The sequence below is a fragment of the Snodgrassella sp. W8124 genome (genome assembly GCF_016100875.1).
Lineage (GTDB): Bacteria > Pseudomonadota > Gammaproteobacteria > Burkholderiales > Neisseriaceae > Snodgrassella > Snodgrassella alvi.
This window is the reverse complement of the sequence record NZ_JACFRP010000001.1, coordinates 104302-118046: the sequence shown is the minus strand read 5'-3', so window position 1 is coordinate 118046 and position 13745 is coordinate 104302. Positions and strand designations below refer to the sequence as shown.

The 13745-nt window shown below is 42.0% G+C and carries 13 protein-coding genes, 2 tRNA genes and 1 other RNA gene; 4 read left to right on the top strand and 12 right to left on the bottom strand.

The genetic code is table 11. The annotated features are described in order from the left end of the window. Positions 1–410: 410 nt before the first annotated feature. From ssrS to tpiA, 10 genes are all read right to left on the bottom strand, one after another. Positions 411–590, bottom strand: a non-coding RNA gene (gene ssrS / locus H3U73_RS00495) — 6S RNA. Between the two features lie 6 nt (positions 591–596). Continuing rightward, positions 597–899: a cell division protein ZapA gene (locus tag H3U73_RS00490; protein WP_025331389.1), complete on the bottom strand. Its 303-nt coding sequence runs from the start codon at positions 897–899 to the stop codon at positions 597–599. Further along, entirely contained in the window at positions 892–1224 is a 333-nt protein-coding gene (locus H3U73_RS00485) for a hypothetical protein (RefSeq protein ID WP_037393362.1), read from the bottom strand. Before H3U73_RS00485 ends, H3U73_RS00490 begins: the two co-directional genes overlap by 8 nt. 94 nt (positions 1225–1318) lie before the next feature. Further along, complete coding sequence (locus H3U73_RS00480; RefSeq protein ID WP_198189792.1) at positions 1319–2296, bottom strand: NAD(P)H-dependent glycerol-3-phosphate dehydrogenase; 978 nt, start codon at positions 2294–2296, stop codon at positions 1319–1321. 328 nt (positions 2297–2624) lie between these two features. Beyond that, positions 2625–3872 carry a beta-ketoacyl-ACP synthase II gene (fabF, locus tag H3U73_RS00475; protein WP_084551727.1) on the bottom strand — a complete coding sequence of 416 codons (1248 nt, stop codon included), beginning with the start codon at positions 3870–3872 and terminating at the stop codon, positions 2625–2627. 95 nt (positions 3873–3967) lie between these two features. Further along, positions 3968–4207, bottom strand: a complete 240-nt coding sequence (gene acpP / locus H3U73_RS00470) for an acyl carrier protein (RefSeq protein WP_025331393.1) — start codon at positions 4205–4207, stop codon at positions 3968–3970. Positions 4208–4455: 248 nt separating this feature from the next. After that, positions 4456–6480: a prolyl oligopeptidase family serine peptidase gene (locus H3U73_RS00465; RefSeq protein WP_198189790.1), complete on the bottom strand. Its 2025-nt coding sequence runs from the start codon at positions 6478–6480 to the stop codon at positions 4456–4458. A 236-nt stretch (positions 6481–6716) separates the two neighbouring features. Next, positions 6717–6802, bottom strand: a tRNA-Leu gene (locus H3U73_RS00460). A 19-nt stretch (positions 6803–6821) separates the two neighbouring features. Next, positions 6822–7184, bottom strand: coding sequence for a preprotein translocase subunit SecG (gene secG, locus H3U73_RS00455; protein ID WP_025331458.1), 363 nt, complete (start codon positions 7182–7184; stop codon positions 6822–6824). Between the two features lie 14 nt (positions 7185–7198). Beyond that, positions 7199–7954, bottom strand: coding sequence for a triose-phosphate isomerase (gene tpiA, locus H3U73_RS00450; protein ID WP_198189788.1), 756 nt, complete (start codon positions 7952–7954; stop codon positions 7199–7201). A 584-nt stretch (positions 7955–8538) separates the two neighbouring features. Between tpiA and H3U73_RS00445 the strand changes: the two genes are divergently transcribed. From H3U73_RS00445 to H3U73_RS00435, 3 genes are all read left to right on the top strand, one after another. Further along, complete coding sequence (locus tag H3U73_RS00445; protein WP_037393349.1) at positions 8539–9195, top strand: protein-L-isoaspartate O-methyltransferase; 657 nt, start codon at positions 8539–8541, stop codon at positions 9193–9195. Positions 9196–9532: 337 nt separating this feature from the next. Continuing rightward, positions 9533–9760, top strand: a complete 228-nt coding sequence (locus H3U73_RS00440; protein WP_025331461.1) for a ChaB family protein — start codon at positions 9533–9535, stop codon at positions 9758–9760. A 791-nt stretch (positions 9761–10551) separates the two neighbouring features. Further along, a complete protein-coding gene (locus H3U73_RS00435) occupies positions 10552–10875 on the top strand; it encodes a rhodanese-like domain-containing protein (protein WP_025331462.1) in 324 nt (107 codons plus the stop codon). A 93-nt stretch (positions 10876–10968) separates the two neighbouring features. Here the strand turns inward: H3U73_RS00435 and H3U73_RS00430 are convergent, their stop codons facing one another. Next, positions 10969–11862: a DMT family transporter gene (locus H3U73_RS00430; protein WP_198189786.1), complete on the bottom strand. Its 894-nt coding sequence runs from the start codon at positions 11860–11862 to the stop codon at positions 10969–10971. A 311-nt stretch (positions 11863–12173) separates the two neighbouring features. Then, positions 12174–12249, bottom strand: a tRNA-Arg gene (locus H3U73_RS00425). 306 nt (positions 12250–12555) lie between these two features. Here H3U73_RS00425 and H3U73_RS00420 point away from each other — a divergent pair. Then, the gene (locus H3U73_RS00420) at positions 12556–13626 is read left to right on the top strand and encodes a metallophosphoesterase (RefSeq protein ID WP_198189784.1); all 1071 of its coding nucleotides are present in this window, start codon (positions 12556–12558) and stop codon (positions 13624–13626) included. Positions 13627–13745 lie beyond the last annotated feature (119 nt).

Below are 13745 nucleotides of genomic sequence, written 5' to 3'. Positions count from 1 at the left end.
AAAGAGAGAAAACCGGCCGGCTGAACTTTCAGCTTTCTAAGCAATATACTGAAAATTACAAATAACAGCATCCAGTGTGTCGGCCAGTGCACAAGCACATTATTACAGCGTTAATTTTACCTGATTTGTTCAAGTGAACAGCAATAATCTGGGTTAAAAACTGGCTAGTTGATTATTCAGCAGCAGTAAAGCGGGTAGTAATATAAATATACAGACCAAAAAGCATTAATTCATACTTCTACAGTTGAAAGAAATATATCCGGCCACCAAACTACCCATAAAACCTTTGTCATTTAACTGAGCCGCCAGAACTTGGAAATTCAGCAAGTGCTACGCAGCTAACCGATACATACGGCAAATCGGCTAATGAAAACAGGCTGCCTGAATCATCAGACAGCCTGTTTATGAAAGTTTCCCCCGCAGGTGCCGGTTTGGACGCCATCCGCTTGAACCTTGAGGACAAGGCTGGCAGTATCGAATGGCTTCGGGTTCATTCACAGGGAATGCTCACGCCCACCATTACCCAACCGCCAAAAAAGCGAATTATTGGTTCAAAGGAATATATGTCCTTACGAACACCGCAGGGGAAGAAAACTTTATTTTACCACAAGTGTGAGTGTACTTTCACACAACTGTATCATATCCTGCATTTTACGCTCATAATCGCCAATTGCCAAATTTCCGTGCACGGTCAGTTTGAGCAGATCGTGAGCCAGATTGAGCGCAGCCATAATTACAATTTTATCTGTTTCAACAATTCTTCCGGAACTCTGAATAGCAGTAATTTTTTCATTCAGCATTTTTACTGCCTGCATCAACGTTTCGTGTTCACTTCTGGGCGTGCCTATATTAAAAGGACGACCAAGAATTTCCACACGAACCTGTTGAATTTCATCCATTTAAATCCTCCTGCATTTGAGGTAGCCGTTGCAGCAGCCGCAGCAGCTCATCACTGGATGCTTTCACTACCGAAGTAGTGCGGTTCTTTTCAGCAATCAGCCCGTCAATAGTAGTTTGCATGCTTTCCTGTAAATGAAATTTTTCCTTCTCATGCTGACTACGTATCCGTTCACGTTCTAACTGAAAATCTTCATTTTGTTTGTGTAACTGTTCTTTTGCAGTTGCCAGCTGCTGAGTCAGCTGATGTTTTTCTGCCAAAAGAGAATTGAATTGTATTACCAGCCGCTTAACACTATCTTCCAGTTGTTCTAATTGATTTTCCATTCCCTACCCGCTTCCGTCCTTAATTAATGCAGCATGAATTACCTGATTTCTCAGTACTGCTAATCCGGTTTTTTTTCGTTATAACAAATAATTATTATTCCGCTTTAGGCGCTCTTTCCATCAGAATTTCTGCCATTGCCTGTACCTCAGTACGACCACGAAACAGCTGTTTCAGGATATTGGCAATCGGCATATCAACCCCCAGTGAATCCGCCTGCCTGCAAACCTCTTCTACAGTATATACACCTTCGGCGACATGTCCAAGTTCAGTTAATGCTTCAGGCAGTGATTTACCCTCTGCCAGCAATAAACCTACCCGGCGATTACGCGACAGTGATCCCGTACAGGTAAGAATTAAATCCCCCATACCGGACAAACCCATTAACGTTGCTGCCTGACCACCCAGAGCATGATTCAGGCGCGATATTTCTGCCATACCCCGTGTCATTAATGCCACTCTGGCATTAATCCCGTAGTGCAGACCATCAGCAATCCCCGTTGCAATAGCCATGACATTCTTTACCGCCCCGCCTACTGCCGCCCCGATCACATCAGCATTCGCATATAAACGCAAAACAGTATTATTCAGTGTAGCCGCCAGAGACTGAATCCAGGCAAAATTTTCCGATGCCAGCGTAACAGCACAAGGTAACTGCTGAGCCAGTTCCTGTGCAAAACTTGGTCCGGACAGCACACCGATGCAGTTATTCTCGGGCATAACCTCTGCCAGTACCTGTTGCGGTAACAAGCCGGTTTGCTGTTCAAATCCTTTACAGGCTGCAATAACAGGTACTTCACCCATACCGGCCCCAACCAGCTTCCGGGCACTTTCCCGCAAAGCAGATACCGGTGTGGCAATAATGATTAAATCTGCCGGCGCAAATGCATCAACAGCAGAAAGATTTTCCGGCAGAACAAAATCAGGCAGATACCGTTTGTTTACCCGCTCCTGCTGTAATTGCTGCACATGCCGGATATTGTGTGTCCATAACCAGACCTTGTGTGCATGCAGAGAAAAGTGAATGGCAAGAGCCGTTCCCCACGCTCCGGCACCCAGCACACCAATATTCATGTCAAATATTCCCTTTAACAAACTATCAGCAGATAACTACCCTGTTTCTCAATACTTTCAGAAGCCAGACAACTTACAAATACAGCATTTCATTCATTACCGGCACAAACAGCTTTAACGAAACATATTGTATCCAAAAACTCAGACTCAGGCTGCCTGAAATATACCGTACCAAATTAGCAGAATACAGCTGATTCACATCATGCACCAGTCTGCAAAAAGCACTTCGGGTATTAATCCACTCAATTCAATCATAGCTGCATGAATAGAAAAACACAGGCTGCCTGTTGTCAGACAACCTGTGCTCATAAAATACATTTAAAAATGATTAATCCTCAAAGCGTTTAAACGCCAGTGAACCATTCGTACCACCAAAACCAAACGAATTGGAAATAGCTGCACGAATCGGCAAATCACGCGCCTCATTGGCGCAATAATCCAGATCACATCCCGCCTCAATATCCTGTTCAAAGATATTGATTGTTGGCGGAGATTTTTGGGTATGAATAGCCATTACTGTATATACCGCTTCCACACCGCCGGCACCGCCCAGCAGATGGCCGGTCATGGATTTAGTTGAATTCACAACCAGTTTTTTAGCATGCTCACCCAAAGCCAGTTTTAATGCATTGGTTTCATTTACATCACCCAGCGGGGTCGATGTACCATGAGCATTCACATAATCAATATCTTCAGGGTTTAAACCACCGTCTGTCAGAGCACGGGTCACACCCAGTGCCGGCCCCTCAGTATTGGGCGCAGTAATATGATATGCATCTGAACTCATACCAAAACCCACTAGTTCAGCATAGATTCTGGCACCGCGTTTACGTGCATGCTCATACTCTTCCAGCACCATTACCCCAGCACCTTCACCCATCACAAAACCGTCACGCTGTTTGTCCCATGGTCTGGATGCTGTAGCCGGATCATCATTGCGGGTTGATAATGCTTTCATTGCAGCAAAACCACCTACACCCAGCTCACAAATAGCCGCCTCTGCCCCGCCGGCTATCATAATATCTGCATCACCATACTTAATCAGACGAGCAGAATCACCAATACTGTGCGCACCGGTGGTACAGGCTGAAACCATACCATAGCTCGGTCCCTGATAGCCTTTAAGAATAGTAACATGACCGGAAATCAAATTAATCAGAGAACTGGGAATGAAAAACGGATTAATTTTACGTGCCCCGTGTTCCACAACAGTCCGTGCCGTTGCTTCAATCGCAGGTAATCCACCGATACCGGCACCGATATTCACCCCTACCCGGGTTTTATCCAGCCCTGGTATGTCATCCAGCCCAGCATCTGCAATTGCCTGCATCGCAGCAGCTACACCAAAATGAATAAACGAATCCATTCTGCGTGCTTCTTTTGCGCTGATGTACTGAGTTACATCAAAATTCTTAACTTCACCGGCAATCTGGCAAACTAAAGACGAAGCATCAAAATGGGTAATAGTGCCAATGCCGCTTTTACCTGCAAGTAGATTTTGCCATGCTGTGGTTACATCATTACCCACAGGAGATACCTGACCCAGGCCGGTAATGACTACTCTTTTTTTACTCATAATTTTGCTCGTAAGAAAAAAACCTCTACCGAATCAGACGAAAAGTGCGCCTTATTTCGACAGAGGAATTTGAATTTGACCAACACTACACGGAATTAATTCAAGTGAGCGCCAACAAAGTCGATAGCTTGTTGTACGGTAGTAATTTTTTCAGCTTCTTCGTCCGGAATTTCGCAACCAAAAGCTTCTTCCAGAGCCATTACCAATTCAACGGTGTCCAGTGAGTCAGCACCCAGATCTTCCTGGAAAGAAGATTCATTTTTTACTTCAGCTTCACTCACGCCTAATTGTTCTGCAACAATCTTTTTCACACGTTGTTCGATATTATTATCCATTGACTGATCTTTCTTTTCTTTGCCCGGCAGTAAGTGCGGACAGGGTTAATTGAATAAATCAACTTTTTTAGTTGTTGATATTATTGTACCTAATAAAAATAGAGTTTTCCATTTAAATTGTTTTTTGCCGTCTTTTCCATGGTTTTCAGTGATTTTCACCGCACTTTTACTTATCACCCAAGTGCAAATTTAACAGCAAGCGGCAGCCATATTAGCACAGCCTGATTTTTTGCGACAAGCAATATGATTTATATTGAATCATTATTAACAATAGTTTTATATAAAAAATTCATAATCAGAGCCAGCTCCGCTGCTGTATTTTCCTGTGTTCCGCCACCGGCATGCCCGCCAGTATCAGGTGCTGCCAGCCATACCCTCTGCTTCAGCTGCCGCAGACGTGCATAGAATTTCAGTGCATGTGCCGGATGCACACGATCATCGTGCCGGTTAGTAGTAATCAATGCCGGCGGATAGTGTTGCAAATCACCCAAATTATGATAAGGAGAAAGCAGCTTTAATGCCGGTCTTTCCAGAGAATTTTCAGGATTTCCGTATTCATCAATCCACGAAGAACCTGCTGAAAGATAAGGGTAACGCAACATATCTGTCAGTGGCACTTCGCACACCATTGCCCCCATACTCTGCGGCTCACGGCAGAAAGCAGATGCTACTACCAGACCACCATTACTACCGCCCTGTATCGCTGTATGTGCTGCCACAGCTCGATGATGTTTATATAAATCATGCAGCACAGCCAGCAAATCACCAACACTGATATGTTTATTAATCCCTTGAGCAGCCTGATGCCATAATGGTCCGAATTCGCCTCCGCCACGGACATTTGCCAGCACAAAAGCATAGCCTCTGGCCAGCCAGTGCCTACCAATACTGCCCAGATAATACGGTAGTTGCGGCATAGCGAAACCACCATACACATAAACAATCGTTGGCGTATCCTCACCGGTTTGTTTACCAACATGAAAATAAGGAATAAATGTGCCATCAGCTGCAACTGCATTAAATTGCCGTACCTGCATTCCTTGCGGATTAAATTGCCGTGGCTGGCAGCGCATAACACACAACTCACCCAGATGTATATCCAGCGTATATAAAGTCAGAGGCTCAAGAAAATTACTGATAGCCAGATACACCACATCACCGCCCCACGGCTGATCAGTAATTTCCAGTGCACCTTCCGGCAAATTCGGCAAAGTAATTTCCTGCCAGCGGCTATCTGCAAAATGCCACGCCAGCAAACGGCTATGCACATTATCCAGTATGGACACCAGCACAAAACGTCGTGTAGTTTCAATATTTTCAATAGCCTGAGTTTCAGTTGGTAAAAAAATCAGCTCAGCCGCACCAAGCTCACCTTTATGCAACTTCACTGCCACCAGACTGCCTGCCGGATAGGATTTATTTGCCCGCTGCCAGTCACTGCGTAACTGCACCAGCAATTGCCCGTACAGATAACCCATCAATTCACAATCATCCGGCAATCCCAGCGGTTTAACACTAAAATCAGCCAGTACCTGATAATACTGTTTGTGATAAAACCCTTCTGCTGCTTCAAGTAAATCAATCGGTGTGCCCTGGCTATCCAGATAACGCCAGGCATTAACCATCATGCCTTCTGCTGCCATTTCCAGTATCGGCAGTGCTTCCGCAAAAGATTGTCCGCGGCGCATCAGCCACACTTGCCTGGGATAGCCCGCCTGCGTTAACTGCCGCTCATCCCAGGCCGGACATACCCATACGCTTTCAGTATCACGCCAGCTAATAATGCTTTTACTGAGCGGAAAATGAAAACCGCCTTCGACAACTTTACGCTCAGCCAGATTAAATTCGATTGTATAAGCAGCATCAGATCCGCCCGCACTCAGACTGATTAATACATGCTCCGGTGCCTGCACATAATGAGCCACTCCCTGTAAGTACACATCATCGTTAAGCAGAGAATCAAAATCAGCTACTGAAAACAAAATTTCCCATTCAGGCAAGCCTGCACGATAACTGGCCGCAGAACATACCCTGTACACACCCTTCGGAAATTCCGCTGACTGATAAAAATGATACATACGTGCACGGTGTTCCTGACAAAAAGGAATTTGCTGCTCATCCTGCAACATAGTCACAATATCATCACGCACCGCTGTATATTCATCACTCGATGCAAACTCAGCCTGAGCAGCTGCATCTGCCTGGTGAATAAAAGTCTGAGTTAGTTCACTATCCAGGTCTTCAAAATGCACAAAAGGATCAGCATCTGTCATCTTTATTTTTCCAATAATTTATATCTTTTAATCCATATAACACTTCTGATATAGCAGACTGTTTATCTGGCCGGACGAATCAGACGGTATACAGATATAAATATAAACAAATAGGGCAGCCCAGACAGGCTGCCCTATTATTTAAATAAAATCAACAATATAATTTCATTATGCTTTTTACTAGCCACACACATTCGTATATACGATGTACAAAATATAAATTGTTAATTTTTATATGGTGCCGACAACGAGAATCGAACTCGTACGACCTGAGGTCACCACCCCCTCAAGATGGCGTGTCTACCAATTTCACCATGTCGGCAATTAACTGTAAAAACTGTTTATTCCGGTATCAGCGGTTTTTGTGCCGGTTTTGCCGGTACGGCTGGCGCACTGGCAGGTGTGGCTGCCGGTACTACTACCTGTTGCTTCGGTTTCACGTTACTAAAATCCAGCCCGCTGTGCCGGTGTGTGGAAATATAGCCTAAAGCTAAACAGGTAACAAAGAATACAGTAGCAGCAATTGCTGTGCTGCGACTGAGGAAATTTGCATTGCCGGCTGCACCAAAAACACCCTGAGCACTACCGGAACCAAATGCTGCGCCCGCATCAGCACCTTTGCCCTGCTGCATCAGCACCAGCACAATAACACTCAGCGCCGCGAAAATATTCACGATTAAAATAAGGGTTTTAAATGCTTCCATGATATCAACTTTTATCAAGCAGGCGCATATGCAGCCTGAATAATAGCGGCAAAACTGTCAGCCTGCAATGAGGCACCGCCAACCAGAGCACCGTCAACATGTGACACAGCCAGAATTTCAGCCGCGTTGCCCGCATTGACACTACCGCCATAAAGGACGCGGATTTTAACATCTTTACCACATAAAGACAAGATTTGCCGGTAAATTAACTCATGCATGGCGGCAATCTGTTCTGTAACCGGAACTTTTCCCGTCCCTATTGCCCATACCGGCTCATATGCCACCGCTACTTCACTCAGATCTGCCTCTGCCAGCAATGACAACTGTGCAGCTACTACCTGCTCTTCCTGTCCGGCGTCCCGTTCGGCAAGTGTTTCGCCAACACACAAAATAGGCAGCAATCCTGCTGCAATACTGTTCTGCATCTTTTCCAGCAGAATAGGATTATCTTCCTGAAAATACTGTCTGCGCTCCGAGTGTCCGACCAGCACAAACTGTGCTCCGACATCAGCCAGCATCTGTGCACTTACTTCACCGGTAAAAGCACCATTAACAGCAAACCGGCTGACATCTTCCGCACCTACAGCCAGTGCTGTATTGGCAGCAAATTCTTTGATACCGGCAAGATAAACATTCGGGGTGGCAATACCACAATATACCTGTGCCGCAGCTGCGTTTACAGGTTGAAGCAATTCTTGCAGCAGCGTGCGGTTAGCTGCATTACTGCCATTCATTTTCCAATTGCCTATTACCCACTTTTGCTGCCACATATATTTTCCCTTAAGACAAATAACATGCCAAACCTGAGCGTATGGCTATGACAGAAAGCTATTATTCATGCCATAAATTAGCTTCAGCTTTAAAATGGCGGCATTGTAACGGAAAATTACCATCTGTGCCTTATCATTACTCAGAATTAAGCACATGTTTAACTGCAACTATACACACTTAACCCAAGGTAAATATTGTCTTAACTTCATCAAAATAATTCTGTTGACCAGATTTATTCTTTATATCTTCATAATAGAAAGAAAATAATAGAAAACAGCCATAAGGAAATCTACTTATCCGCCCCCCCAAAAAACAGATTAAAAACAATTATCTTATATCGTATTGAATAAATAGCCATATGATTTTTTTCCATGCTAGAAAAAGCATCAGACATGATTCTGTCTGACTACCTGTAATCTGAACAGCAGAATTGATTTACCAATACCCTACTGCCGCACCGTAAATAGTTTTATAATCAACTTAAACGATATTCGTATACAATAGTCTAATAACAGAGCATATTGCTTTTCTGAACCCACTTACTACCCACCCGCCCGGCGGGTATCAGCATTTCGGAGCAGACATGGATTTCAATACCGCCCGCTATAACATGGTTGAGCAGCAAATCCGTCCTTGGGACGTATTAGATTTTGATTTACTGGATGTCCTGTCCGACATTCCGCGTGAACGTTTTGTCCTGCCTCAGCAGCAGGAAGTAGCCTATACCGATCAGGCACTCGGGCTGGCTAACGGTGGCAAAATGCTTGAACCCAAAGTCGTGGCCAGAATGATTCAGGCACTGAAACTTAATCTGACCGATACTGTAGTAGAAATCGGCACAGGCTCCGGCTATGCTACAGCCATACTGGCAAAAATGGCCGGTAAAGTAATCAGTGTTGATATTGATGCTGAACAACAACAGCGCGCCCAGCTAATACTTAGTGATATGGACTATACTAATATCAGCTATAAAACCTGTGATGGCTTGGCGGACAAACTCCCCGGCGCACCATTCAGTGCCATTTATGTTGGCGGTTCATTACCAAAACTACCTGATTTATTACTGGATCAGCTGGCAGAGGATGGTCGCATGGTTGCTATTATCGGTGAAGCGCCGGTAATGCGTGCTATTTTATTTGAACGCCAGAATAATCAGCTTAGAGAAACTGTATTATTTGAAACTGTAGCACCGGCTCTACATAGCTTAGAAATACCTGCACCAAGTCAGTTTAAATTCTGAACAAGCTTTAATTCAAAATAAGCAGCGCAATTTATCATTTTGAAAATTGTGCTGCTATCAGAAAATTCTTTTTTTTAAGACAATATACACCTGACAGGCTATCAATAATCATCCGCAAACTTTAATTAATATCAGTATTTAACAGATAAATTTATTTTTTATTTTTTTGTCTGATACTACTTTAAATAGCAATCCCGGCAACCATAAGCCGGTATATTGAAAAACAGCAACACATTGTTTTAAAAACTGTAAAATAAAAAAGATATTCCGAAATTTCGAATACTTATTTCATTGCTCTGGTAATATTTAAAATAATTTTATCTTCAGGAGCAGAATCATGCCTTATCAAACCCGCGCAGACTTACCGGCAGCAGTAAAACAGGCATTGCCTGAACATGCACAGGATATTTTCAAAGAAGCTTTTAATCACGCAATTCAGGAATATCAGGATCCGAAAAAACGCCGCGATAACAGCGATGCCGAAACCATTGCATATAAAGTTGCGTGGGCGGCAGTAGAAAAAACTTACCATAAAGGTAAAGATGGCAAGTGGCAGCCCAAATAATTTTTGTGATTGCCTTAATCCCACCAGCAATAATCTGCAAGAGTAAACGACAAAAAGCAGCGCAAACTTGTATTTAAGGCAATCAATTTGTTGACTCTATTTTAATTACACTGTCGATATGCAGGTGTAAGTCTCTTTTCCAAAGCATAGTGTGTATCTCAAATGATAATTATGAGAACACATTTCTTTTAACACCCTGCCCGCCAGACTTTTTCCTGCTAGATAAAGCACTAGTCAATAGTATATTTCATGTATCAAACCAAAACCTGCTTTGGTTTTATCCTCTTTCAGTTATCGTCTGATTACTACCAACCATCACTAGAACAAAGTATAGTGATTATATATGCCATTTGACAAAACATTATCATAATTAGCGCGGTACAGACATTACTTTCCTCTAAAACCGCTTACTGTGACAGTGAATTTCTCATTAGAAATAGGACATACTAAAAAGTCAGACAGAATAAACTAAAAAGAGATAAAACCATGATGGAGTTTCAAGATAGTTTTGTCAGAAACTTTCAAATGAAGATTTTTATCACCATCTTAGCGAGAGCTTTAAATTATGAATGCTGACTCAGTTTAAGACAAAAAACAAACGGAAGATTTTTGATTAAGCAATATAATTATAACAATCTAAACGCTTAAATTACTCTTCCTATAGTAAGAGAATACATTGAGGTAGATAACTTATCCAATTTTATGGTTGAATACGTACGAGTAGAATTTGAGGAATAAATCAGTTTCTATAATTTAAACCATAAATGACATTTCACAAATCAGTTTATAATATGAGTATCCAAACATTGAACGCTGTCCAATTGCAGCAATGGCAACAGCAAAATCAGGATTTTGTCTTACTCGACGTTCGGGAAGATAATGAAGTTCAGTATGCAGCTATACCTGGCTCTATACACATTCCGATGAATATGATTCCGTTACGCCAGAATGAATTACCGGATGATAAACCCATCGTCTTATATTGCCACCTTGGTATGCGCAGCATGCAGGTAGCTTTATATCTGCAGGAAGCCGGCTTTGAAAATCTCTATAATCTCAATGGCGGTATCAATGCATGGTCACATGAAGTAGATGCAAGTGTACCAACCTATTAATTATCAGCATTGACATTTTAAATTGAAAAGCTCCTTAATTCACGGAGCTTTTTGGCACAGTAAAATTCTAATCATCATCAAAATACATAGTAATTACAGCTTTTTACTCCTCTTACCCTGTGACAATACCACACCACTTAATGTCAGCAATGTACCCACAGCAGCAATTAAGTTAAATGGTTCTTTCAAAATAAGTACCGCACTGATTATTGTAATAATAGGTACTAAATAAATATAAATACTGATTTTAACAGCCCCGACTAACTTAACTGCATAATTCCATGAAACAAAGCAGATTGCAGAAGCACCTACTCCTAAAAACAGGATATTAAGCATATTAACCGGCTTGTAAAAACGTACCAGTCCCCATTCAAAATTAAATAAATACAATGCAGGCAACATCAGAATCAAGCCATAAAAAAAGAAGCGTCTGGTCAGTAAAATAATATTGCAATCAAAACTGCTGCTTTTTTTGGTTAAAATCGAATAACCAGCCCAGAACAGACAGGCTACAACTGCCAGAAAATCACCGAGCGGATTCAGAGAAAGAACAAACTTACCATTAAAACTAATTAAGACCACACCAAAAACTGCCAGCAGACAGCCAATATAAAAACGCAGAGAAGGTGTTTCTGCTTTTAAAAAGAACATCGCTAAAATGGCGGTAAATACCGGAGCCAGACTGGCGATTACACCCACATTAGAAGCTGTTGTATAAGTTAATGCAATATTCTCACATAAAAAATAGCAGGTGACTCCACAAAAACCGGCAGCCATAAACAAAAGCTCTTTCCTGATGCCCTGCCAACTCAAAAAATGAGGAGCCAGAACCCACAGTGTAAAGTAACCCAGCATAAATCGGAAAAATAGAATTTCTATAGGTTTGAATTCTGTCAGTAAAACCTTGGTGGAAATATAGGTTGTTCCCCAGATAAATATCGTAAACAGCGCAATCAAATGCCCTTGGGCTTTTTTTGACACTAACATGAAAAATCTCTCTATTTATACAAATCAAATGCCATCAGAATTTTTTATCCAAAACAGTTTAAACTATTATTGATATTAAATTAAATAATTAATAAATTTTTTCGGCAAGGCAAATAGTTCAGAATGTATTACTCAAAGTCTTTGCAACAAAATAAGAGATAATTATGAATACATTATGATAGCAACAATTATGATTTGATGATTAAAGAATGTAACAGGTTATTTAAAATCAAATATCTTTATCAACAAAAATAATTGATACACATAAAATTTAAGGGCTTTTAGAAAACTAAAAGCCCTTAAAAAAATTCTGGTGCACCCAACAGGGATCGAACCTGTGACCTCCGGCTTCGGAAACCGACACTCTTCCAACTGAGCTATGGATGCTGATAAATATTAAGAGTGGCAGATTTTAGCCCAAATCAGACAGTTTGGCAAAAGCAATCTATATCCATATAACATAAAAATTATTCTCCGCCTGTTTCTAAAAAGCAACCATATGAAATTAAATATTTTATTCATATTTTTATTCATACTGGTAATAATCACATAAAATGAGAGATTAATTGCAGTAAATTTGGCATACGTAAAATTTTTGTGCTATGTTTAATAACTTTGATGCATTAAATTTTGTTTTATAACAAAGAAATATCCCTACAGACAGCTGTCAGGTCTGTTTGACAGGCCACATATATGTATTCTGATTCATGTTCATTTATACGTCCTCTTCCTGCCAGTACTGCACTGGATGTTATTGGTGATGTGCATGGCGAGTGGGAAGCTTTACAGCAATTATTGCACTTTCTCGGTTATGATGAGAACGGACGGCATAAACATGGCAGAAAACTGGTATTTGTCGGCGATTTATGTGATCGGGGACCGGATAGTCCGGCTGTACTCGACTGGGTAATTCAAGCGGTCGCAGCTGAAAATGCATTTACCATTATTGGCAATCATGAACTGAATTTATTGATTGATGATCCTAAAGACGGTTCGGGCTGGTATTTTGACAACCGTCCGCAGGACGAAACATATTTTGCACCATGGCAGCATTATCCGAAAGACAAGCGCAGGCAACTACAGGAAACCATGGCACAATGGCCATTAATTCTGCAACGCGACGATTTACGCATTGTTCATGCCGCATGGCTGCCGGACAGCATTGATAAACTGATTCATTGTGGCGAAAAATCTCTGATTAAACAGTATCACTACTGGGAGAACCGTTTTTTTGATGATTTTCGTCAGACTGAATGGTACGAATCTTATATACAGGAAACACAGCAGCTAAAAACAGAACTGGAAGATGAAAACTATACCATGCCATTTCAGCCCGGTGTTGCTCATTATGATTTATTACGTAGCTGCCATAATCCTATACGTGCACTGACCAGCGGTATTCAGGCTTTAACTCAGCAGCCATTTTATATAAACGGCCGCTGGCGATTTACGGTAAGAAAGCCGTGGTGGCAGCAATATACTGATCCGGTGGCGGTAATTATCGGGCATTACTGGCGCAGCTGGTATGGCACAGCAGGCGTGGCCGAACATCGCAAAGATCTGTTTCCCGAACCGCCAACTCACTGGCTGGGTAAGCAGCAACAGGTATTCTGTGTGGATTTTTCCATAGGTGCCCGCTGGCGTGAGCGCAAAAATGCCATCTTACCGGCAGACAGCCGGATGCATCTGGCCGCATTGCGCTGGCCGGAAAATCTTATCATGTTAAATAGTGGTAAATACTGCCCTGCTCAACGCAATCGCTGAATAATCCTGCCAGTCAACAATACATTTGTTATAATGAACGTTTTTACAGCAAAACAGTATATGCAAAAAGGATAATAACTCCGGCAAATGCTGTTTATACATTAATCTGCAATCCACTT

Excerpts from the sequence above, each read along its gene's own strand:
- H3U73_RS00435 (WP_025331462.1), top strand. The coding sequence starts at position 10,552 with ATGAGTATCCAAACATTGAACGCTGTCCAATTGCAGCAATGGCAACAG.
- secG (WP_025331458.1), bottom strand. The coding sequence starts at position 7,184 with ATGGAAGCATTTAAAACCCTTATTTTAATCGTGAATATTTTCGCGGCG.
- fabF (WP_084551727.1), bottom strand. The coding sequence starts at position 3,872 with ATGAGTAAAAAAAGAGTAGTCATTACCGGCCTGGGTCAGGTATCTCCT.
- acpP (WP_025331393.1), bottom strand. The coding sequence starts at position 4,207 with ATGGATAATAATATCGAACAACGTGTGAAAAAGATTGTTGCAGAACAA.
- H3U73_RS00420 (WP_198189784.1), top strand. The coding sequence starts at position 12,556 with ATGTATTCTGATTCATGTTCATTTATACGTCCTCTTCCTGCCAGTACT.
- tpiA (WP_198189788.1), bottom strand. The coding sequence starts at position 7,954 with ATGTGGCAGCAAAAGTGGGTAATAGGCAATTGGAAAATGAATGGCAGT.
- H3U73_RS00430 (WP_198189786.1), bottom strand. The coding sequence starts at position 11,862 with ATGTTAGTGTCAAAAAAAGCCCAAGGGCATTTGATTGCGCTGTTTACG.
- H3U73_RS00490 (WP_025331389.1), bottom strand. The coding sequence starts at position 899 with ATGGATGAAATTCAACAGGTTCGTGTGGAAATTCTTGGTCGTCCTTTT.
- H3U73_RS00440 (WP_025331461.1), top strand. The coding sequence starts at position 9,533 with ATGCCTTATCAAACCCGCGCAGACTTACCGGCAGCAGTAAAACAGGCA.
- H3U73_RS00485 (WP_037393362.1), bottom strand. The coding sequence starts at position 1,224 with ATGGAAAATCAATTAGAACAACTGGAAGATAGTGTTAAGCGGCTGGTA.
- H3U73_RS00480 (WP_198189792.1), bottom strand. The coding sequence starts at position 2,296 with ATGAATATTGGTGTGCTGGGTGCCGGAGCGTGGGGAACGGCTCTTGCC.
- H3U73_RS00445 (WP_037393349.1), top strand. The coding sequence starts at position 8,539 with ATGGATTTCAATACCGCCCGCTATAACATGGTTGAGCAGCAAATCCGT.
- H3U73_RS00465 (WP_198189790.1), bottom strand. The coding sequence starts at position 6,480 with ATGACAGATGCTGATCCTTTTGTGCATTTTGAAGACCTGGATAGTGAA.